At 71.0% G+C, this 21453-nt stretch carries 21 protein-coding genes and 2 pseudogenes; 14 read left to right on the top strand and 9 right to left on the bottom strand.

The window, feature by feature from the left end; genetic code table 11:
- The first annotated feature begins 87 nt into the window (after positions 1-87).
- Together AC3AGO_RS01740 and AC3AGO_RS01745 are read left to right on the top strand one after the other, a co-directional pair.
- Positions 88-1269 carry a serine hydrolase domain-containing protein gene (locus AC3AGO_RS01740; RefSeq protein ID WP_487818282.1) on the top strand — a complete coding sequence of 394 codons (1182 nt, stop codon included), beginning with the start codon at positions 88-90 and terminating at the stop codon, positions 1267-1269.
- 191 nt (positions 1270-1460) lie between these two features.
- Positions 1461-1793 carry a VOC family protein gene (locus AC3AGO_RS01745; RefSeq protein ID WP_487818283.1) on the top strand — a complete coding sequence of 111 codons (333 nt, stop codon included), beginning with the start codon at positions 1461-1463 and terminating at the stop codon, positions 1791-1793.
- Positions 1794-1827: 34 nt separating this feature from the next.
- On the opposite strand, the gene AC3AGO_RS01750 is transcribed toward AC3AGO_RS01745, so the two are convergent.
- A complete protein-coding gene (locus AC3AGO_RS01750; protein WP_487818284.1) occupies positions 1828-2586 on the bottom strand; it encodes a MerR family transcriptional regulator in 759 nt (252 codons plus the stop codon).
- Between the two features lie 347 nt (positions 2587-2933).
- On the opposite strand from AC3AGO_RS01750, the gene AC3AGO_RS01755 reads away from it, so the two are divergent.
- Positions 2934-3752: a lipase family protein gene (locus tag AC3AGO_RS01755; protein WP_487818285.1), complete on the top strand. Its 819-nt coding sequence runs from the start codon at positions 2934-2936 to the stop codon at positions 3750-3752.
- A gap of 100 nt (positions 3753-3852) precedes the next feature.
- Here AC3AGO_RS01755 and AC3AGO_RS01760 read toward each other — a convergent pair whose 3' ends face one another.
- The 4 genes and pseudogenes from AC3AGO_RS01760 to AC3AGO_RS01775 all read right to left on the bottom strand — a co-directional run bounded on the left by AC3AGO_RS01760 (position 3853) and on the right by AC3AGO_RS01775 (position 6522).
- On the bottom strand, positions 3853-4365 hold the full coding sequence (locus AC3AGO_RS01760; protein ID WP_487818286.1) for a DinB family protein: 513 nt from the start codon (positions 4363-4365) through the stop codon (positions 3853-3855).
- A 224-nt stretch (positions 4366-4589) separates the two neighbouring features.
- On the bottom strand, positions 4590-5234 hold the full coding sequence (locus AC3AGO_RS01765; RefSeq protein ID WP_487818287.1) for a hypothetical protein: 645 nt from the start codon (positions 5232-5234) through the stop codon (positions 4590-4592).
- A gap of 19 nt (positions 5235-5253) precedes the next feature.
- Positions 5254-5904: pseudogene (locus tag AC3AGO_RS01770) on the bottom strand (transposase).
- Positions 5905-6027: 123 nt separating this feature from the next.
- Positions 6028-6522 (bottom strand): TetR/AcrR family transcriptional regulator, encoded by a 495-nt coding sequence (locus tag AC3AGO_RS01775; protein WP_487824509.1) that lies wholly within the window; start codon positions 6520-6522, stop codon positions 6028-6030.
- Between the two features lie 142 nt (positions 6523-6664).
- Between AC3AGO_RS01775 and AC3AGO_RS01780 the strand changes: the two genes are divergently transcribed.
- Complete coding sequence (locus AC3AGO_RS01780) at positions 6665-7636, top strand: SDR family NAD(P)-dependent oxidoreductase (RefSeq protein ID WP_487818288.1); 972 nt, start codon at positions 6665-6667, stop codon at positions 7634-7636.
- A gap of 92 nt (positions 7637-7728) precedes the next feature.
- On the opposite strand, the pseudogene AC3AGO_RS01785 reads toward AC3AGO_RS01780, so the two are convergent.
- From AC3AGO_RS01785 to AC3AGO_RS01800, 4 genes and pseudogenes are all read right to left on the bottom strand, one after another.
- Positions 7729-8480 (bottom strand): annotated as a pseudogene (locus AC3AGO_RS01785) (IS5 family transposase).
- A gap of 168 nt (positions 8481-8648) precedes the next feature.
- Positions 8649-9335: an ABC transporter ATP-binding protein gene (locus AC3AGO_RS01790; protein WP_487818289.1), complete on the bottom strand. Its 687-nt coding sequence runs from the start codon at positions 9333-9335 to the stop codon at positions 8649-8651.
- Positions 9336-9376: 41 nt separating this feature from the next.
- Entirely contained in the window at positions 9377-10120 is a 744-nt protein-coding gene (locus AC3AGO_RS01795; protein WP_487818290.1) for an HAD family hydrolase, read from the bottom strand.
- A 115-nt stretch (positions 10121-10235) separates the two neighbouring features.
- Entirely contained in the window at positions 10236-11117 is an 882-nt protein-coding gene (locus tag AC3AGO_RS01800; RefSeq protein WP_487818291.1) for a LysR family transcriptional regulator, read from the bottom strand.
- 96 nt (positions 11118-11213) lie between these two features.
- Between AC3AGO_RS01800 and AC3AGO_RS01805 the strand changes: the two genes are divergently transcribed.
- From AC3AGO_RS01805 to AC3AGO_RS01850, 10 genes are all read left to right on the top strand, one after another.
- On the top strand, positions 11214-11375 hold the full coding sequence (locus AC3AGO_RS01805) for a hypothetical protein (protein ID WP_487818292.1): 162 nt from the start codon (positions 11214-11216) through the stop codon (positions 11373-11375).
- Positions 11376-11820: 445 nt separating this feature from the next.
- On the top strand, positions 11821-12570 hold the full coding sequence (locus AC3AGO_RS01810; RefSeq protein WP_487818293.1) for an alpha/beta hydrolase: 750 nt from the start codon (positions 11821-11823) through the stop codon (positions 12568-12570).
- Positions 12567-13472, top strand: a complete 906-nt coding sequence (locus AC3AGO_RS01815; RefSeq protein WP_487818294.1) for a sulfurtransferase — start codon at positions 12567-12569, stop codon at positions 13470-13472. Before AC3AGO_RS01810 ends, AC3AGO_RS01815 begins: the two co-directional genes overlap by 4 nt.
- Positions 13473-13759: 287 nt before the next feature.
- Positions 13760-14641, top strand: a complete 882-nt coding sequence (locus AC3AGO_RS01820) for an ABC transporter permease (protein ID WP_487818295.1) — start codon at positions 13760-13762, stop codon at positions 14639-14641.
- Between the two features lie 5 nt (positions 14642-14646).
- On the top strand, positions 14647-15474 hold the full coding sequence (locus AC3AGO_RS01825) for an ABC transporter ATP-binding protein (protein WP_487818296.1): 828 nt from the start codon (positions 14647-14649) through the stop codon (positions 15472-15474).
- A complete protein-coding gene (locus tag AC3AGO_RS01830; protein WP_487818297.1) occupies positions 15471-16478 on the top strand; it encodes an ABC transporter substrate-binding protein in 1008 nt (335 codons plus the stop codon). The genes AC3AGO_RS01825 and AC3AGO_RS01830 overlap by 4 nt, the downstream gene beginning before the upstream one ends.
- 52 nt (positions 16479-16530) lie before the next feature.
- Positions 16531-17637, top strand: a complete 1107-nt coding sequence (locus AC3AGO_RS01835; protein WP_487818298.1) for an LLM class flavin-dependent oxidoreductase — start codon at positions 16531-16533, stop codon at positions 17635-17637.
- Between the two features lie 43 nt (positions 17638-17680).
- Entirely contained in the window at positions 17681-18721 is a 1041-nt protein-coding gene (locus AC3AGO_RS01840) for an ABC transporter substrate-binding protein (RefSeq protein ID WP_487818299.1), read from the top strand.
- Positions 18718-19995 (top strand): acyl-CoA dehydrogenase family protein, encoded by a 1278-nt coding sequence (locus AC3AGO_RS01845; RefSeq protein WP_487818300.1) that lies wholly within the window; start codon positions 18718-18720, stop codon positions 19993-19995. The genes AC3AGO_RS01840 and AC3AGO_RS01845 overlap by 4 nt, the downstream gene beginning before the upstream one ends.
- Positions 19992-21395 carry an FAD-binding oxidoreductase gene (locus AC3AGO_RS01850; protein ID WP_487818301.1) on the top strand — a complete coding sequence of 468 codons (1404 nt, stop codon included), beginning with the start codon at positions 19992-19994 and terminating at the stop codon, positions 21393-21395. The genes AC3AGO_RS01845 and AC3AGO_RS01850 overlap by 4 nt, the downstream gene beginning before the upstream one ends.
- The last annotated feature ends 58 nt before the right edge of the window (positions 21396-21453 follow it).

The following is a 21453-nucleotide window of genomic DNA, read 5'->3' on the forward strand; positions in this document are numbered from 1 at the left end:
CGTCCCCACGATTCCGACCAGTCGGTATGTGGAGGCAGAGCCGGGTACCCGAACGCCGGGCACGCGGTCCGAGAAGCCGGAGGTTCCATGGCTGAGCAGGCAACACCGCAGATAGAGGGGCACTGCGACGCACGCTTCGAAGGCGTCCGCGCCGCTTTTGCCGACAACTTCCGCGAACGCGGTGAACTGGGAGCCGCCGTAACCGTCCTGCTCGACGGGGAGCCCGTCGTCGACCTGTGGGGCGGCTGGGCCGACTCCGTGCGCAGCCGCCCGTGGGAGAGGGAGACCCTCGTCAACGTGTGGTCGACGACCAAGGGGGCCACAGCGCTGTGCGCGCATCTGCTGGCCGACCGAGGTCTGCTCGACCTGGACGCGCCGGTCGCCGCCTACTGGCCCGAATTCGCCGCAGCAGGCAAGGAGAACATTCGCGTACATCATCTGCTCTCCCACCGCGCGGGCCTGGCCGGCCTGCGCGAACCGCATACGTTGGCCGAGCTGTACGACTGGGAGTTGACCACCGAACGCCTCGCTGCCACCGAACCCTGGTGGGAGCCGGGCACCTGCTCCGGCTATCACGCACTGACCTACGGCTTCCTGGTGGGCGAGGTCGTACGGCGCGTCACCGGACAGCTTCCGTCCACGTTCCTGCACCAGGAGGTCACCCGGCCGCTCGGCATCGACTTCTCCCTCCGCCTCCCGGAGAGGGAAGCCCGGCGCGCCGCCGAGCTGGTCCACCCGCCGGCCGCGGTCGGCAGTGAACAGGAGGCCGCCTTCAGCCAGTTGCAGCCGGTTGCTCTCGCTGCCCTGGCCAACCCGCTCACCGGGGCCGCCGACGCGAACACTCCCGAGTGGCGTGCTGCCGAGCTTCCCGCCGTGGGTGGCCATGGGACGGCCCGAGGAATCGCCGCGCTGTACGGGCTCTTCACCGGCCAGGGACGCTCGGACGGCCGACAAGTACTGTCGGCGCAGGCCGCGGAACGCGTACGCGAACCCCAGGGCAGCTGCCGGGACCTGGTTCTGGGCGCCGCGTTCGAGCACGACACCGAGATCGGTCTCGGTCTCTGGCTGAGCAGCCGGAACGGCTCGTACGGTCCCAACCCGCGGGCCGTCGGCCACGACGGCTTCGGCGGCTCCTTCGGGCTGGCCGACCCCGAAGCGGGCATCAGCATCGGCTACGTCATGAACCACATGGGCACGCACATCGTGGATGACCCCCGGAAGATGGCCCTGATCGACGCTGTATACAAGGCAGGCGTGCCTTCCCCTTGAGGGCTGCCCCGTTGCGGCATGAGCCATCCGAACAGGGCGATGTTGTACAGAAGGGCGACGCCTGGCATTGCCTGACGGCTCGATCCGCTTCAGACCAATTGCCAATGTCACCCCGCCTATGCCCACTCAACACCCCAGTAGGCACATACCGGGACAACCTTTATGCTCAGCGCATGATCAATGGTGGGCACGTGATTCTTTACAGCCGCGACGCGGAAGCCGACCGGGCCTTCTTCCGGGATGTGCTGGGCTATCCGCACGTCGACGCTGGAGGCGGCTGGCTGATCTTCAAGCTGCCGCCGGCGGAGATCGCGGTGCATCCCACGGACGGGCCGGAGGCGCAGGAGTTCTTCCTCATGTGCGATGACGTCGACGTGACGGTGAGTGAGCTGACCGCCCAGGGCGTCGAGTTCACGCAGCCGGTGACCGACGCCGGGTGGGGGCGGCTGACCAGGCTGCGCCTGCCGGGCGGTGGCGAGGTCGGCATGTACGAGCCCCGGCACGAGCGCGCCACCGACCTCTGACCGCGGGGCCCGCCCCGCTCGCGGGCCCCGTGGGTCACATGTGCCGGACCGCGTTGGCGAGGATCGCGTCGCGCATGTAGCGGGCGAGGCCCGGGCGGATGGCCTCGTAGTACGCGGTGAAGCGCTCGTCCGTCACGTACATGTCGCCGAGACCGGTGTGGATCTCGTACGTGCAGTCGTAGCTGTGCCGGGTGATGAACTGCCGGTGTTCTTCGGCCAGATCCATCGCCTCGTCCGACTCCGCGGCCGTGCCCTGCTCCAGGAGCGCCGCCATCCTGCGGTGCAGTGTGTCGAACTCCTCCTGGAACGCCTTCCAGTCCTCCTTGGTGTACGCGGCGGCGCGGCGCTGCGACTCGCGGTACGCCTCGGTGCCGCCCCAGCGCTGCTGCGCCTCGTCGGCGTACGCGTCCGGGTCGAAGTCCCCGAAGACCTCGAACTTCTCCTCCGGCGTGAGGTTGATGCCCATCTTCCGTGCCTCCATGGCGTGTTCGACGGCGGCGGCCATCTCGCGCAGCCTGCCGATCCGCTCCTCCAGCAGCGCGTGCTGCCGGCGCAGGTGCGCCAGCGGGTCCGCGTGCGGGTCGTCGAGCAGTTCGGCGACCTCTTCCAGGGGGAAGCCGAGCTCCCGGTAGAAGAGGATCTGCTGCAGTCGGTCGAGGTCCGCATCGCTGTACCGCCGGTGTCCCGCATCGCTGCGCTCGCTGGGGACGAGCAGTCCGATGGCGTCGTAGTGGTGCAGCGTGCGGATCGTCACTCCCGTGACGGTGGCTACCTGGCCGACGGGGTGGCTCACGTCCGTCTCCTTGTCCGTCCGTACGGGGGTTCCCCGTACGTCTGCACGGGGGCGATTCCCCCGTACCTTCGTTACGGTGCGCCCTTACGTTGCGTGAGGTGCAAGTCGGCGTGCCGCGCCGGGCGGGGCCCACGGCGGCGCGGAAGTTGGGTGCGCGGGGACGTAACCTCGCGGGTGCGGTCCGGTGTGCCCACCCGTTCCGCCCCTTGGGCGGACCAGCTGCCCACACCTTGGTGGACGTGCGCCCTCGCACGGGTGATATTCGGTCACACACCGCATACCGGTGTCGGGTGTGGAAAACGTCTGGCTGACCACAGCACCGTACTGCGCATCGAGGAGCATGGCCGATGGCCGTTCCCGCACTCGACCACCACACCACCGACTACCAGCTTCCCCACGTCTACTGGCTCGCCAAGACCTCGGCGCTGGCCTACGAGGACGAGCCCGAGATCCGCGAACAGGCGCGGGAGTGGGGCTTCGACAGGGTGCAGTATCTCTCCGGCCGCAATCCCGGGCCGCTGCCGATGACCGACACCCAGGCGCTCGTGGCCGGCAGCAGCCACATGATCATCGTGGCGTTCCGCGGCACCGAGCCCGCCCAGGTCCGTGACTGGCTCAGCGACATCAACGCCCCCGCCTGCTCGGGGCCCGGCGGGCACGGCATGGTCCACATCGGCTTCAACCAGGCGCTGGACGCCGTCTTCCCACAACTCAAAGATGCAGTCGCCGAGTTCCGCGACCAGAACCAGACCCTGTGGGTCACCGGGCACAGCCTGGGCGGCGCCCTGGCCATACTGGCCGCCGCCAGACTGCATTTCGAGGACCCGCAGCTGCTGGCCGACGGCGTCTACACCTTCGGCCAGCCACGCACCTGCGACTCCGACCTGGCCGGTTCCTACGACAGCGCCTTCACCAACCGCCACTACCGGTTCGTCAACAACAACGACATCGTCACGCAGCTGCCGACGGACCCGCCCTACCACCATGTGGCGGCGGCACGGTACATCGACTCGGACGGGCACCTGCACGAATCGATGTCGACGATCGGCGGCCTGGGCGACCGGGCCAAGGGCTTCGCCACCAACGCGTTCGCCCCCGGCACCGACGCCATTCAGGACCACTACATGGCCAACTACGTCTCCTGCCTGGAGAAGGCGATCGGCTGACAAGGCTCGCCTGCCGGTTCCGGCGGGGAATCAGGCGCCCTTGGCCGGCCCGCAGGCTGGTCAGGGGCGCGCCGGCAGGCACGCGGGGTGAGGCGCCGGGTCACACTCCTGTCGTGCCGTCGGTGCGTTCGCGGAGGAGGTCGGCGTGGCCGCAGTGCCGGGCGTACTCGGCGATCATGTGGGTGTATATCCAGCGCAGCGTGACCTGGCCGCCCATGAAGGGGCTGGTGTCGTCGTGGGTGCGGGCCGCGCAGTTCTTGCGGGCGTGCTCGACTTCCGTCTGCCAGGTCGCCAACGCGGCCTCGTACGTGGCCTCTTCCGCGAGGTCGAAGCCGCCGGAGTGGCCGTGGGGGTCGGCGTCCGGGTCGTAGAGGGGCGGCGCGTTCTCTTGGGCGAGGACGCGGCGGAACCAGTTCCGTTCGACCTCGGCCATGTGCTGGAGGATGCCGAGCAGGGTGAGCTGGGAGGGGGCCGCGGTCGCCTGCCGGACCTGTTCGTCCGTCAGGCCCTCGCATTTCTGCACGAGGGTGGTGCGGTAGAAGTCCAGCCAGCTCTCCAGTGATTCCCGCTCATCGGCGGTGAGCGGGGGCATGCGGCGTTCAGGGGTGGTCATGCGGTGCATCGTGGCACGGGGGTCCGACAACGGGGCGTGTCTTGTTCGCGCCGTTCCCCGCGCCCCTTTATTCGCGCCGTTCCCCGCGACTCTGTCCAGGTGCGGGCGGGTGCGGTTCCGCTGGGGTCTGCGCCGTTCCCCGCGCCCCTGTTCAGGTGTGCGCGGCTGCGGGGCCGTTGTGGGATTGCGCCGTTCCCCGCGCCCCTGATTCGTGCCCCTCTTGTTCACGCTGCTCTCCGTGCGGTTCGTCGGGTCCACCACAGAGTCCCTGCGCCCGTCGCCAACAGCCATGCCGCGTGGCCCGCGTGGAAGTGTCCGCCTGCCGTGGCCCGGGTGAGGACGGGGTGGGTCAGCGCGAGCAGGGCCAGGAGACTCCGCGCGTACCAGAGGGTGACCTGGATGCCGGCGGTGTTGCCCAACGGGGTCTCGGTGCCGAGCAGCAGGTGCACCGGTACCGGTCCCCGGTACGCGCTGACCAGGGCTGCTCCGACCAGGGCCGGGGCGCTCGTCAGCAGCACCGCGAGTCCGGGCGCCCACCAACCGGCCGCAGCGCACGCGATGTTGGCCAGCGACAGTACGGCCGTCAGTACGCCGGTCGGCACCAGTGCGTGCCGCAGTGCCAGCCCCTGCGATCCGTACGGCAGGAGTGCGGTGCGCCGCGGGTCGTCGTTATCGGCTTTCGCCGGTTCGACGAGCTGTCCGGCGGCCAAGTAGCCGCTGATCGTGGCCAGGAGCAGGGCGACGGCACGGACGCCTCCGCCTGACATGGTGGCGAGGAGAGTCAGGGCGGTGGCGAGCGCGCACCATGCGACCGCCCAGCCCAGTGTGGCGGGCGCCCGCAGGAGCGTCGTCGCGTCGCGCCACGGCACTAGGGAGTGTCGTCAAATGTCACGCCCACATCAGGAGTGCGGCCAGGGCGACGGCTGCCTCGTAGCACTCGGCGGTCTCCTCGAAGCGGGTGGCGATGCCGCGCCATTGCTTGAGGCGGTTGAAGCAGCGTTCGACGACGTTGTGGTTTTTGTAGAGCTCCTTGTCGAAGGCGGGCGGCCGGCCGCCGAGGCTGCCGCGCCGGAGCCGGTTGCGGATCTGGTCGGCCCGCTGGGCGATGGTGTGCGATGCTGCGGTGCCGCAGCCAGGCGCGGATGCCCTGGGAGCTGTAGCCCTTGTCGCCGATGAGGTGATCGGGCCGCTGCCGGGGCCGCCCAGAGCCTGTGCGGGGCACCCGGAAACGGCCCATCACCGCCGCGAGCTGGGTGCAGTCGTTTCCAACTCACCGCGCGCGTCGGCGTGTTGCTGAGCGGCCTGCAGCATGCGGGTGAAGGTGCCGTCCGCCGCCCAGCGGCGGAAGCGGGTGTGCAGAGTGGTCCAGGGCCCGTACCGCTCGGGCACATCCCGCCAGGCGACCCCGGTCCGCAGCTTCCACACGATCCCGTTGAGTATCCGGCGGTCATCGACCCGCTTGCGGCCCCGTCCCGACTGGGGCAGCAGCGGCGCGATGAACTCCCACTCGGCATCCGACAGTTCATGACGACGTAGCACCCCACCATGATCCACAACCGAAGATCATTTGACGGCACAACCTAGTCGCGCACCTGCGGCAGCGCGGAAATCCATGCGCGCCAGTGCTGCCGCGCGGAGGCTCAGTCCGTCGTCGACGCGTCTTCAGCGCACCAGGAGACCGATAGCGACCGCCAGCCGTTCGAGGTAGCACTCCCGGGATGCGGCCTGATACTTGAGGCCGATCGATGCGCTGATCATCGTCTGCGCGACAGGGAGAGCCGCCTCTCGTCCCGACTCGACAGCGATCGCGCCGGTGATCAATTCCTCGAAACGTCGCGGTGTGGTCTCGACGATCTCTCCGAGCAGGTCGGGATTGCCCTCGATAACCGTCGCGACATCGCGCGTCAGCGGGCCAATGTAGCGGCCCGCCCACTGGTCGAATGCTTCGACGAGGCGCTCTGACAAGGGGCGGCCACTGTCGGCCAAGACCTGTTCGACTGCGGCGATGTCGCGCTCCAAGGCCTGGGTGACCGCGGCACGGAACAGAGTCTCCTTCGAGGAAAAGAGGAAGTAGAGCCCGGGCCGGGAGATGTGCGCCGCCCGCGCCACCTCCTCCATCGAGGTCTTCCGGTAACCGAATCGCGCGAACGTGGCCATGGCGGACTCCAGAACCATGGTTCGGCGGTCGGTATCAGCGACTGTCGACGGCAGGCGGTCAGTGTCGGTACTGATCATGGAGTGAGCATACGAGCGAGAATCAAACTAAACAAATCAAGTCTAGTGCGTATAGTCGGCTGCCATGGACACTCGCAAACTCATCTGCACGCCCTTCGCCTCCTCCACCACCGCGGACGAGGTGCTGCGGGACATCGACCTCACCGGCGTCCGCGCCATCGTGACGGGAGCCTCCTCCGGACTCGGGATCGAGACGGCTCGTGCGCTGACCGCTGCCGGGGCGGAAGTGACGCTCGCCGTCCGAACCACGACTGCGGGTGACGCCGTCGCCGAGATGATCGGCAGGTCGACCGGAGGAATCCGGCCCCGCGTCGTCCGGCTCGACCTCGCCGACAGGGCCACCATCACAGGGTTCGTCGATGCGTGGAGCGGCCCGCTTCACCTGCTGATCAACAATGCCGGTGTGGTCACCGGCGGCCTCGAACGAACGCGTGAAGGCTGGGAGCTGCAATTCGCGACGAACCATCTCGGCCACTTCGCGCTGGCCACCGGCCTTCACCACGCCCTGGGCCGGGGAGCGGCCGACCGCGACGGAGCACGGATCGTCTCGGTCAGCTCGACGGCGCACATGCGGTCCGGCATCGACTTCGACGACCTCCACTTCGAGCGCCGCAGCTACGACCCGCAGATCGCCTACGCCCAGTCGAAGACGGCGAACTCCCTCTTCGCCGTCGAGGCGACCCGCCTCTGGGCTGCCGACGGCATCGTCGCCAACGCGGTGAACCCCGGCGGTATCGCGACGGGACTGCAGCGGAACTTCACACCGGAACAAAAGGCATCGCTCGACGCGGCCGAGGCCGCCGGAGTCTTCACATACAAAACGGTCGAGCAGGGGGCTGCCACCAGTATCGTCGCGGCCGTCGCCCCCGAGTTCGCTCACTCCGGAGGCCACTATCTCGACGATGCACAAGAGGCCTACAACGTGCCGAACGACGCCGACCTCGCGCAGCACCCGCACGGTGTCAAGGAATGGGCGCTCGACCCCGCCACTGCCCAGCGCCTCTGGACCGTCTCGACCGGCCTGCTCCGCGTCTGACCTCTCCACGCCACAGCGTGCCGCACCAGGGCAATCTGCCGCACACGCGTGAGAGTGATCCAAAAGAGAAAGCCTAGGTCGTGTCCGCAAAGTCATGGGAGCCACAGCGTGAGGCAGGCGAGCGTGACCATAGCTTGGTAGTGGATGGCGCGTTTCTCGTAGCGGGTGGCGAGGGCTCGTTGCTGTTTGAGGCGGCCGAAGCAGCGTTCGACGACATTGCGGCGGCGGTAGACGCTGCGCTCGAGGTGGCAGAGCTTCTCACCGCGTCGGCGACGGCCGTTGATCTGATCGATGCGTTCGGGAATCGTGCAGGCGATACCCCGTTTCCGCAGGTAGGCGCGGATCTTCCGCGAGGAGTACCCCTTGTCGGCGACCACCCGATCCGGCCGGGACCGGGGTCTTCCCGGGCCCGGCCGGACCACGCGGATGCGACTCATGACGGGCTCGAACTGGGTGCAGCCACCCGTCACGGTGAAAGCCAGCGGCCGCCCGTGACCATCACAGGCCAGATGGATCTTCGTGGTCAGCCCGCCGCGCGACCGCCCGAGCGCCTCACCACTCCAGAGCCCCCTTTTCGGGCGCCGGCCGCGTGCTGATGGGCCCGCACCGTCGTGGAGTCGACACAGACAAGGGACCAGTCGACCTGACCGACAGCGTCCGAATGCTGCTGGACGTGAGCCAGGAGCCGGTCCCACGTGCCGTCCGCCGACCAGCGGCGGAACCGCTCATAGACCGTCTTCCACGGGCCATAACGCTCTGGAAGGTCCCGCCAGGCCGCCCCGGTCGACAGCTTCCACAGAATCCCGTTGACCACCTGCCGCCGGTCACGGACAGGACGCCCCATCCGCGAACACGGCAGCAACGGCTCCACCACAGCCCACGACTCATCAGTCAACTCATGCCGACGCACCACAACTTACCAACGACCACACCGACTTTGCGGACACGACCTAGGCCAGGGTGGCCGTCGTTCTCTCGCCGCCGGTTGCGGCGGCGCCTCCGTCCGTCATGCTCAGGCCTCGGCGTGTGCTGTGGTGTCGATGCACCCGTCGCTGAGGTTCAGGCGCAAGTCCGCGGCGGTGTCGGCCAGTTCGGTGTGGTGCGTGGCGAGGAGGATCGCGACGCCGTTGCGCTTGTGCCCGTCCAGCCGCCGGGCGAGCTCTGTGCGCGCGCCGCTGTCGAGGCGCTGTTCGGGCTCGTCGAGGAGGAGCAGGTCGTGGGGGCGTACGAAGGCGGCGGCGAGCAGCATCTGCTGGGTGAGTCCGGAGGAGAGCGCCTGGGGCAGTGCGTCGGCATGCCCTTCGAGGTGGTGTGCGTGCAGCAGGGTGTCGACGTGTTCCGCCGCGGTGTCGGCGTTCCCGTGGGCGAGGGCGACGAGCATCAGGTGCTCACGGACCGTCAGGTCCGGGTAGAACGCGCCGGGATCGATGACCGTGGCGACGCGCGAACGGAACCCGTACGTGTCCCCGTCGGCCGGTGCACCGTCGAACGTCACCGTGCCGGATGTCGGCCGTTCCCGTCCGGCGGCCAGTCGCAGCAGCGTGGACTTGCCGGCGCCGTTGTCCCCGGTGAGGGCGACGCACTGGCCGGGCGCGACGGTCAGCGACACCTGCCGGACCACCTCGACGTCACCGTACGTACGGCTCACGTCCTCCAGTCGCAGCAGCGGGCCGCCCCTGTCGTCGGTTTCGTCGGACACCGCTCCCCCACCTGCGTTGATCGCTGTCCTGCCGGAACGGTTCACGGTGCGCGCCGGTTCCCTGCCGTACCGGCCGTCTCGGCCAGGTGGGAGCCGAGTTCGGTGAGGGTGGTGAGGGTGGCGCAGTCCGGGGGCGTGGGGTGTTGGTGGCGGGTGAGCAGGAGTGCGTGTACGCCTGCCGTGTGGGCGCCGGCGATGTCGGTGTCCGGGGAGTCGCCGACCATGAGGGTGCGGTCGGGGGTGGCGTCGAGGGCCGTGAGGACGGCGGCGAAGGACTCCGGGGCGGGTTTGGCGTGGCCGAGTTCCTCGCTGATGAAGATGTCGGCGATGCGCCGGTCCAGGCCGAGGGCGCGGAGTTTGCGGCGCTGTCCGTCGGAGGGCCCGTTGGTGAACACGGCGGCGCGTACGCCCAGTTCGTCCAGCCGGTCGAGGGCGGGGAGGGCGTCGTCGAACAGCTCGATGTCGGAGTTGGCGCTGTCCAGGTAGAGCGTGTTGGCCTCGGCGGCGATCCGGGCGATGTCTGCCGGGGTGAGGGGTGCGGGCAGATGGGCGGGGAGGATGCAGGAGAAGCGGCCGAGCCGGTAGTCGTCCTTGCTGATCTCCCGGTCGGCGAACTTCTTGAAGAGCGCGGGTTCGCTGCGGTCGAAGTCCTCCCAGAACGCGGCGGGAGCGGACACGCCCCGCTCGGTCAGCAGTCCGCTGATCTTCTGCTGGGCCCGCCGTCGCGCGGCCTGCTGGTCGCACAGGGTGTCGTCGAGATCGAACAGCACCGTGTCGATGGTCATGCGGTCTCCCCTCCCGGGCGGCGGTCCGCCCGGCCGATGGTGCGGTGCACGGCGCACTGCGGGGCCGGGCCCGAAAGCAACAGCGGGCCCCGGCAAGGCCCGTGGCGAACCCCGTTCACGCGGCCTGCGGCGTGGCGCTGTCCGCGAGGAGCGTACGTACGGCGGCTACCGCCGCCGCTGTCAGGGCGGGGTCGGCGCCGCGGCGGGTGCGGGCGTTGAGGGGGACGGCCGGGACCGGGGGGAGGTCGTCGCGGGCGGTGAGGCCGTCGGGGCACTGGCGGCCGACCGTCGCCACGAGCGCCGCGCCGATGCCGGCGCGGGCCGCGTCGAGGACGCCGGCGAGGTAGCCGGCGTCGGCGACGACGGTGGCGGGGGTGCGGTGGGCGTCGAGGACGCGCAGGGCGCGGCGGCGGATGGCGCAGGGTTCCTCGATGGCCACCAGCGGCAGGGGTGCGGGCGCGGCCGGGGGTGTCCACCCCTGCGCGGCGTACCAGCGCAGCGGGAGGCTGCCGACTGCCGTACCGGGGGCGGCCGTTGCCTCGGCGACGTAGACGGCGAGGTCGACCGCGCCGTGGTCGACGGCTTCGACGAGGCGCGCGGAGCGGTCGATGCGGAAGCGTACGGTGCAGTGCGGGCGGGCCTGCCGTACGGCTTCGGTGAGGGCGGGGAGGATCTGGTCGGCGCCGTGTTCGGTGCAGCCGATGACGAGGGTGTCGGCGTCGTGCGCGTCCTCGCCGAGCAGCCGTCGCAGTGCTTCGTCGTGTACGTCGACGAGGCGGCGGGCCTCTTCCAGCAGCAGTCTGCCGTCGATGGTGAAGCGGGTCTTGCGCCCGTCGCGTTCGACGACGGGACGGCCGAGGGTCTTCTCCAGCCGCCGGATGTGCTGACTGACCGCGGACTGGCTGAGGGCGAGCGTCTCGGCGGCGCGGTGGAATCCCCCGCTGTCCGCTACCGCTATGAGGCTGCGGAGGGCCACGATGTCCAAGACCTGACGCATGTGCGCACGTTAGCACCCATCGATCAGAATTCGTGATCGGTTTTGATGCCGAATCGTCGTTGGACGTACGGCTGCCGCCTCGCTCATGCTGTGGGCATGTCGCGTACAGCACTCGGGGCGGCCGTCGCGCCGCGCCCCCAGGACACCGAGCAGCAGCCGGGCACCGCTCCGCTGCCGCGCTGTCCCGGTGCGGGCGAGTGGCTGACGCAGCGGCGCGTGGTCGACTTCGGCCTGGCCAACACCATGCGCTGTCGCTGAGACATCCGGCGCGGAGTGCGCTCCGCTGGGACCTGCCGTACGGAGCGCGTGACCGTTTGACGGCGCGTCCGGGGAGCGTGTGACGGCCCGTCCGGCTGCGTGACCGGCACTCGGCACGCCGCGAGTGGCCCGCTTCGGGTGACCCGTCCGCGTACCAGCAGACCCGCGCATACGGCGATCCGCGCCCACAGAGACCCGCGCACTCGGTGAAGCGCCGTGTGGACGAGGGCTCCGCATGGGCGGGACTCCGTACGGGCGGGCCTCCGTGCAGCCGGAGATTCGCCCTCCGCCGGACACTGCGTCCCGTTTCAAGCCCCGTGCCTGAGCCCGCTGTTGGGGCGGGCTCAGGCACGGCTCCCGGTTCCCGCGTACGCGTCGCCCCGCACACCACCACCGTCCGGGCCGACCGGCCCTCCCTGTTCACCCCCTACCGAATCGAGGACCCGTGACCGTCGAACCGTCCGTCCACTCCTGGGACGAACCCGAAGGAATCGCCGCCCGCGGCACCCTGATCCTGCTGCCCGGACGGGGCGAACACGGCGGTCTGTACGAGCGGTTCGGCCGCCGTCTGGCTGCCGACGCGTACCGGGTGCGCGCCCTGGACGACGCCACCCGCGATCCGCAGGGCACTGCCGCGCAGGTGGCCGAACTGCTGGCGGACGAGACGACTGCGGGTCCACGGGTGCTCGTGGGGGTGGACACCGGCGCGCTGTACGCGGTGACGCTCGCGGCTCAGGGGCTGCCGGGTCTCGACGCGCTGGTGCTCGCCGGGCTGCCCGGCTCGGACGCACCCGGGCCGGTCGTCGACTGGGAGGGCGAGCTGGAGCTGCGTACGGCCTGCCCCACGCATCGCGGACGGCTGGAGGGGGACGGCGGCTTCCGGCGCGGTGCGCTGGCCTCCGCGCCGCCGGACGCGCTCTCGGCGCCGGCGCTCGACCAGTTGACGGTTCCGGTGCTCGCGCTGCACGGGGCCGACGACACGGTGGCGCCACTGGCGGAGGCGCGGCGCACCTACAGCGGTTTCCCCGACCTGCAGTTGGTGAGCCTGGCCGGTACGCGGCACGACGTGCTCAACGACGTCACCCACCGTACGGCCGCCGCCACGCTCGTCCTCTTCCTGGAGCGGCTCCGCCTCTCCCCCGGCCTGCCCGTGATCGCCGCGACCGAGGGCGTACGCGAGGAGACCTCCGTATGACCGACCGGACCACTGCCGCACCGGCCCGCACTGCCGCGGGTTTCCCCGTGCCGCCCGGGCCCGTCACCGTCAGCCCGGTGGAGCTGCACACGCAGCTGAGTTCGGGCAGTCCGGCTCCGACTGTGCTCGATGTGCGCTGGGCGCTGGGCGATCCGCACGGGCGCGCGCACTATCGCGACGCGCACATTCCCGGCGCCGTCTACGTCGACCTGGATACCGAACTGGCCGCTCCGCCCTCCCCCGAGGCCGGCCGCCATCCGCTGCCTGATCCGGTCGACTTGCAGGCTGCGGCCCGCCGTTGGGGGCTGACGCGCGGCAGGCCCGTCGTGGTATACGACGACAACGGCAACACCGCTGCCGCCCGCGCCTGGTGGCTGCTGCGGTGGGCCGGTGTCTCGCAGGTCGTGCTGTTGGACGGGGCGCTGAGCGGCTGGCGTGCCGCGGGGTTCGCACTGGAGAGCGGCGAGCCGGCACCCGTGACGGAGGGGGACGTCGTTCTCGGGTCGGGGCATCTGCCCGTCCTGAGCGCGGACGAGGCCGGTGAACTGGCGCGTACGGGCACGCTGTTGGACGCCCGCGCGGCGGAGCGCTACCGCGGGGAGAGCGAACCGGTCGACCCGCGCGCGGGTCACATCCCCGGCGCCCTGAGCGCACCGACCGGCGACAACCTCGACGCGCGCGGCGGGTTCCTGGAGGTGGCCGAACTGCGTGCACGGTTCGCCCCGTTGGGCGCCGACGGGTCGGCCGCGGTCGGCGTGTACTGCGGCTCCGGGGTGACCGCGGCCCATCAGGTCGCCGCCCTCGCCCGTGCCGGCGTGGGGGCCGCCCTGTACCCCGGCTCCTGGTCGGCCTGGTCCTCCGACCCCGCACGCCCCGCCGCGACCGGCCCGGAGCCCGGCTGACCGCCGACCGCCCTCACACCACGGCACGCCAGCACCCAGCACCACCCCGTACAGCCCGCGCAGCTGCACCGCGCTCCCAACCCGCCAACTGCCGTGCCCCGCCCCACGCCACCGCACGCCGCACCGTCCGCCATACCCCACCGCACCGCTGCACCACCGCACCCCCGAACCACGCACCACCGCGCCCCCAACCCCAGCACCACCGCGCACCGTTCCGCGCCCCTGCGCGCCTTCCGCACAGCGCCGTGCCCATTCCCGCTCACCCACTCCTACGCGAAGGGCCTCCCATGGCCGTCCAGCAACGTGCCCCCGCTCCCCCACCCGCCACCACTGCCGGGCCGTCCGCCGGTACCCGGGTCCGGTTGGACGTACCGGCCGACAAGTCCTCCCGGAGCGGCTTCCGGCTGCCGCGTTCCGTACGCCGCGCCGCAGGCCCGGTCGGACTGGTGCTGCTGTGGTACGTGGCCAGTGCCGTCGGCGCGCTGCCGGAGACCGTGCTGGCCTCCCCCGTCGACGTACTCGGCCAGGCGAAGGACCTCACCGTCAGCGGTGAACTGACCGACGCCGTCGGCGCGTCGGCGAGCCGAGCCGCCACCGGCTTCCTCATCGGCGCCGCCATCGCCCTCACCCTCTCGCTGGCCGCCGGTCTGCTGCGGCTGGGCGAGGACGTCATCGACTCCTCCATGGGCATGTTCCGCGCGATCCCGTGGGTCGGTCTGATCCCGCTGTTCATCGTCTGGTTCGGCATCGACGAGACGTCGAAGGTGGCGCTGGTCGCGCTGGCGGTGACGTATCCGCTGTACTTCAACATCTACGCGGGGATCCGCTCCGTGGACGCCGATCTCATCGAGGCGGCACGGATGCTGGGGCTGAGCCGTACGGGCCTGATCCGGCACATCATCCTGCCCGGTGCGCTGCCCAGCGCCCTGGTCGGGCTGCGCTACGCGCTGTCCACCGCCTGGCTGGCCCTCGTCTTCGCCGAACAGGTCAACGCCGACGCGGGAGTCGGGGCCCTGATGGTCAACGCGCAGCAGTACTTCCAGACCGACGTGATCGTCCTGTGCCTCGTCGTCTACGCGATCCTCGGGCTGCTCAGCGACTTCGTCGTACGGCTGCTCTCCAAGCGCCTGCTGTCCTGGCGGGCCTCTTTCGACGGCGACGGAGCGTGACAACCATGACGACCACCACCGACACGGCGACAGCACCGGCCACCGCAGCGGAGACACCCGCCAGGGAAACGCCCGGCGCGGAGGCCGTGACCGTACGCAATCTGACCCGTTCCTTCGACGGCGGACGGCCCGTGCTCGACGGGCTCGATGTCACCCTGCGGCAGGGCGAGTTCGTGGCGCTGCTGGGGCACAGCGGCTGCGGCAAGAGCACACTCCTGCGCGTCCTGGCCGGCCTCGACACCGACATCACGGGCGACGTCACCGTTCCCGCGCGCCGTTCCGCCGCTTTCCAGTCGCCCCGGCTGGTGCCCTGGAAGCGGGTGTGGCGCAACGTCGTCCTGGGCCTGCCCGGGTCGCCCGACCGCGAGCTGGCCGCGCGCTATCTCGCCGAGGTCGGCGTGGCGGAACAGGCCGACGTGTGGCCCAAGACGCTCTCCGGCGGGCAGGCGCAGCGCGTCTCCCTGGCCCGCGCGCTCGTACGGGAGCCCGAACTGCTGCTGCTCGACGAGCCGTTCAGCGCACTGGACGCGCTGACCCGCGTCAAGGCGCAGCAGCTGGTGGGTCAGCTGTGGGAGCAGCACGGGTTCTCCATTCTGCTGGTCACCCACGATGTCGAGGAGTCGCTGCTGCTCGCGGACCGGGTGCTGGTGATGGACGCCGGGGGCATCGCCCACGACGTGTCCGTGGATCTGCCGCGCCCGCGCGACATCGGGTCGCCGGAATTCGTGGCGCTGCGTGCGCAGTTGCTGGGCTGGCTGGGCGTACGGGAGGACCGGACGGCCGGACCGGGCCCGGCTGAGGAGACAGCGGGCGAAACGGAGGGCCCGTCGTGAGACACCACCGCACCACCGCCGCGAGACACCGCCGCACCACCGTCGCCGCGCTGGCCGCGAGTACGGCGCTGCTGCCCCTGCTGGCCGGCTGCGGCGGGCAGGACAGCGCCCGGCAGTCCGTGTCCGACCCGTCGAAGGTGACGCTCACGCTGGGCGATCAGGCGAAGGGGCTGCAGACGCTGGCGCAGGCGTCGGGCGCGTTCAAGGGCACCAAGTACCGGGTGAAGTGGGCGCAGTTCGAGGGGGCCGCGCCGCTGTTCCAGGCGATGCAGGCCGGCTCCGTCGACACGGCGACCGCCGCGGATCTGCCCACCCTGCAGGCGATCAGCGGGGGTGTCGATCTGAAGCTGGTCGCCGCGTCGCAGGCGAACGGCGGCAGTACGGCCATTCTCACGCAGCCCGGTTCCGGCGTCCGCAGTGTCCGCGATCTGAAGGGCAAGCGGATCCTGGTGTCCTCCGCGCGCGGGAGTATCGCCGAGTATCTGCTCGCCAAGACGCTCAAGGACGCGGGACTCGACTACTCCGACGTCACCGTGCAGTACGTCCTGCCGACCGCCGCGCAGGCCGCGTTCAGTTCGGGGAAGGTCGACAACTGGGCCATCTTCGGCGCGTACAAGGAGATCGCCCGGGAGGACGGGGCCCGGCAGGTCGTCGACGGCCGCAACGGGCGTACGTCCGGGCTCGGTTTCCTCTCCGCCTCCGAGGAGGCGCTGGGCGATCCCGGCAAGAAGGCCGCCATCAAGGACGCGCTGCGGCGTATCGACCGTGCCCAGCGCTGGGGTGCGGATCATCCGGACGCGTACGCCGAGAAGTTCGCCAGGACCAACAAGGTCTCGAAGCGGGTGGCCCGCAACGTGATCGACGAAAACGCCAAGAAGCTGGTCCCCGTGGACCGTTCGGTGGTCCGTACGACGCAGGGCGTCGCCGACCTGATGCACGAGACGAAGTCCCTCACGACCAAGGTGAAGGTCGCCCCGGCAGCCGACACCGGCCTCTTCCCCTGAGCGCCCCTCCCCCCCCCAATCCCCCCTCTTTGACGCCCCGGAGCGTGCTGCCATGCCTGTCGAGTTCATCAGTGCCATCAACCCCAACCCCGCCACGGACGGCGATCCGACCGCAGGGTCGGGCATCGACCCCGACCACGCGCGTCGTTATGCCCGCACCCTGGACGACGGCGGCTTCGACTACACGCTGGTCGCCTACCACTCGGCCTCGCCCGACGCGCTGCAGCTCGCGCAGTTCGTGGTCAACCACACCGAGCGGCTCAAGCCGATGCTCGCCCACCGCCCCGGGGTGATCTTCCCGACGCACGCGGCCCGCTCGTTCGCCACCCTGGACCGGATCAGCCGCGGCCGGCTGTCGGTGCACATCATCTCCGGCGGCAACGACGAGGAGCAGCGCCGCGAGGGCGACTATCTCGCCAAGAGCGAGCGTTACGAGCGTTCCGACGAGTACATCCGCATTCTGCGCAAGGTGTGGTCGGCGGACGGGCCGGTGTCGCACGAGGGCCCGTACTACCGCTTCGAGGGCTTCCGTTCGGACGTCACGCCGTACGGGGACACCATCCCGATTTCGGTGGGCGGCTCCTCGCAGGACGCCTACCGGGTGGGCGGGCAGCAGGGCGACATCTTCGGCCTGTGGGGCGAGCCGCTGAAGGAGACCGCCGAGCAGATCGCCGCCGTGCACGCGATCGCCGACGCGGCAGGCCGCCCGCGGCCCCGTATATGGGTGTCGTTCCGGCCGATCATCGCGCCCACCGACGAGCTCGCCTGGGAGAAGGCCCACCGGATCCTGGGGAAGGTCGAGGCGAACAACGCCGAGCGCGCCAAGCACCGGCACTATCCCGCCGTCGGCGAGGGCACGCCCGCCAACGTCGGCTCGCAGCGGCTGCTCGCGGTCGCCGAACGGGGCGAGGTCCACGATCGCTGCCTGTGGACGGCGCCGGCGCGCGCCACCAACGCGGCGGGCAGCTCCACCGCGCTCGTCGGCTCCCCCGAGACGGTCGCCGCGGCGCTGCTGGACTACGCCGACATCGGCTGCGAACTGCTCTCCATCCGCGGCTACGACCCGCTCAACGACGCCATCGACTACGCCCGCCACGTGCTGCCGCTGGTCCGCCAGGAGCTCGCGCACCGTGGCGCGACGGCGACCACAGCGGCCTGACCCGTACCCCCGTACTTCCGTACGCCGAAAGGAATCTGACGCCATGTCACGCCCTCCGGCCTCCGCCGGTCCCCCGCTCCCGAGAAGCCCGCGCGCCCGGCTCGTGTCCGCCGCCGCCATGGCGCTGCTGCTGTGCGGGCTGACCGCGTGCGGTGGCGGCGCCTCGGCCGGTTCCTCGTCGTCGGTCACCCTGCGGGCGGGCTCGACCGGCTGGAAGGAGGAAGAGGCGCTGCTGAAGTTCGCGGGCCTGGACGACACCCCGTACGCGGTGCGGTGGAGCCTCTTCCAGGGCGGCGACAAGCAGTTGGAGGCGGTGCACGCCGGGGCGCTGGACGTGGCGACGTCCAGCGAGATCCCGCCCGTCCTGGCCGCCGCGAACGGCGACCCCGGCTTCAAGGCCGTCGCCGTGCAGCGCGGCAACACGCTCAACCAGGAAGTCGTCGCGCCCAAGAGCTCCAAGGTCACCTCGATGCGGCAGCTGAAGGGGAAAACGGTCGGGTACGTGAAGAACACGACCGCGCACTACTTCCTCTACCGCCTGCTGCGCCAGGCCGGCCTCCAGTGGGACGACATCAAGGCGAAACCACTGGACCCCGACGACGGTGTCGCGGCACTCAACGGCGGCTCCATCGACGCGTTCGCCTCCTACGGCAACTCCGTCATCGCCGCCCACCAGCAGGGCGCGCGCACCGTGGGCTCCGGGCGGGACATCCTGTCCGGCAACTTCCTGTGGACCGCCACCGACGACACGCTGGGCAGCGGCGCCGAACGGAAGGCGCTGGCCGACCTGATCGCCCGTATCGACAAGGCGTACGCCTATGTGCGCGACGGCCGTGAGAAGGAGTACGCGGAGGTCACCGCGCGCGCCACGCACCAGCCCGTGGGCGAAGCACTCAAGGAGCTGCGGGACGGCGAGCGGCAACGGCCCACGCAGGTACGGCCCGTCACCGACAAGGACGCCGCCTCCCAGCAGCGGGTGGCCGACGCGTTCCACTCCCTCGGCGTTCTCGGCAAGCCGCTGAAGGTCTCCTCCTTCTGGAGCGACCGGCTCAACTCGCCGCTGCGGAAGGCCCTGCGCAAATGACGGCCACGGCACTCTTCCCGCAGCCGGTGGTCTCCGCGCAGGTGACTTCCCAACTGGCCGCCACAGCAGGTGAGTACGATCGTACGGCGGCGTTCCCGGCGGACGGCATCCGCGCCGCGCACGAGGCGGGGCTGCTGACCGCGACCGTCGCCGCGCGGCACGGCGGCGCGGAGTACGGGGTGGCCGGCACCGCGCGCATCCTGCACACCCTCGGCCAGGGCGACCCGTCCACGGCGCTCATCGCTGCCATGACTCTCAACACCCATGCCCGGCAGGCCCGTACGGGGCACTGGCCCGAGGCCCTGTACGAACAGGTCCTCGCGCAGGCGGCACAGCGGCCCGTGCTGCTGAACTCCGCGCGGGTGGAGCCCGAACTGGGCTCTCCTGCCCGCGGTGGACTGCCCGCCACCACGGCGCGGCGTACCCGTACGGGGTGGGCGATCAGCGGCCGCAAGCGGTTCGTGACGGGCGCCGAGGGGCTGGACTGGATCCTCGTGTGGGCAGCGACCGATGAACCCGAGTCGCGCGTGGGCACGTTCGCCGTACCGGGCGACGCGCCCGGCATCGAGGTCACCGGACGCTGGGACCAACTGGGGCTGCGGGCCAGCGGCAGTCACGACCTGGCCTTCCACGACGTGGAGGTGGGCCACGGCCATCTGATCGACGCGGCCGTGCAGGGACCGGCCGCCGAACAGGACAACCGTGCGGGCGCCGCCCTCCATCTGCCGCTCGCCGCGCTCTACTTGGGGGTGGCCCGCGCGGCACAGCACTCCTTTCACCGTTTCGCGCACGAGCGGGTACCCGCCAATCTGGGCCATCCCGTCGCCCGTACGGAACGCTTCCGTCGTGCGGCGGGCGAGATAGCGGTCCTGCTGGACGGCGCCGAACAGCTCGTGTTCGACGGGGCGGAACGCGTCGACTCCGGCGATGCCGCCTATCCGCCCGAACGCGCCCTGGGCGCACGGGTACTGGCCAACCGGCACGCCCTCACCGCCGTCGAGACGGCCGTACGACTGCTGGGCAATCCGGGGCTCTCCCGCGACACCCCACTGGAACGGCACTTCCGCGATGTGCAGTGCGCCCCCGTCCACGCCCCGCAGGAGGACACAGCGCTGCTGGCCATCGGCGGGGCGGCGCTCGGCCGGGCGGCTCCTTGGCCGGAGGCGCCGGCCCAGGAGAGCCCACAGTCCCAGGCGTCGCCCCCGGAAGTCCCGCAGTCCAAGTCGCAGCCCACGCCGCAGTCCCAGTCGCAGTCCCAGGAGATGCCGCAGTGACCGACCTGATCCACCCGACCGCCCAACAGGCCGATGCCGACGCGGAGTTGACAGCCACCCTCGTACGGGAGCTGCCGCCCGGCCGGCTCACTACCGGTGCCGCGGCGACCGCCCCGTACGCCGTGGACCGGTCCGGCAGCCGGCCCACCGGACAGCCGCTCGCCGTCGTCCACGCCGAACACGCCGAGGAGGTACGGACGGTGCTGCGGCACGCCCACCGGCTGCGTGTGCCGGTCGTGCCGCGCGGCGCCGGCAGCGGGCTGACCGGCGGCGCGAACGCGGGCGAAGGCAGCCTGGTGCTCGACCTGTCCCGCATGAACCGCATCACCGAACTGCGCCCCGACGACCAGCTCGCCGTCGTCGAACCCGGCGTCATCACCGCGGATCTCGACAAGGCCGCGGCGGCCCACGGACTGCGCTACGCACCCGACCCGGCCAGCGCCGCCCTGTCCACCATCGGCGGGAACATCGCCACCAACGCGGGCGGCCTGCGCTGCGCCAAGTACGGGGTGACCGGCGACGCGGTCCTCGGCCTGGACGCCGTACTCGCCGACGGCACCCTCATCCGTACCGGGCACCGCACCGTCAAGGGCGTCACCGGCTACGACCTCACGTCCTTGCTGACCGGCTCCGAGGGCACCCTCGGCGTCGTCACCGCCGCCACCGTACGGCTCAAGCCGCTGCCCGCCGCGACCGTCACCGTCGCCGCGCACTTCGCCACCTTCGGCGAAGGGGCCGCCGCCGTCTCGGCGTTGACCGCCGCGCGCATCGAGCCGGCCATGGCGGAGCTGCTCGACGGTCCCGTCCTCGGCGCCATCGACGCCGCACAGGGCACCGAACTCCGGGCGCACGGAGGCGCGTTGCTGCTGCTCCAGTGCGACGGCGCCGGCGCGGCGGCGGAGGCCGAGGACGTCGTACGGCTGCTGAACGGGCGCGCCTCCTCCGTACAGGCCACGTCGGATCCGGCCGAGGCCGAGTCGCTGCTGGCCGCGCGACGGCTGGCACTGCCCTCCCTGGAACGGCTGGGCCGCGTGCTGATCGAGGACGTGGCCGTGCCCCGTTCCCAACTGGCCGCGGCGGTCACGGAGATCGACGCGGCGGCCGTACGGCACGGAGTCCGCGTCTTCTCCTTCGCGCACGCCGCCGACGGCACGCTGCACCCCATCATCGTCCTCGACGAGGGCGCGGAGGAGATCCCGGACGCGGTGTGGCAGGCGGCCGGTGACATCTTCACCACAGCACTGCGGCTGGGCGGCACCCTGACCGGCGAGCACGGAGTCGGCGTACTCAAGCGGCGCTGGGTCGGCGACGAACTCGGCGTCGAGCAGCACGCGTTGCAGCACCGCGTGAAGGCCGCCTTCGACCCGCACGGCATCCTCAACCCGGGCAAGGCGATCTGACCCCTGGGGCGACTGTCCCCTCTCACCTCAGCACCCTTCGCCCGTTACGCCCTCGATT

This window comes from Streptomyces sp. BL1, from assembly GCF_057628045.1.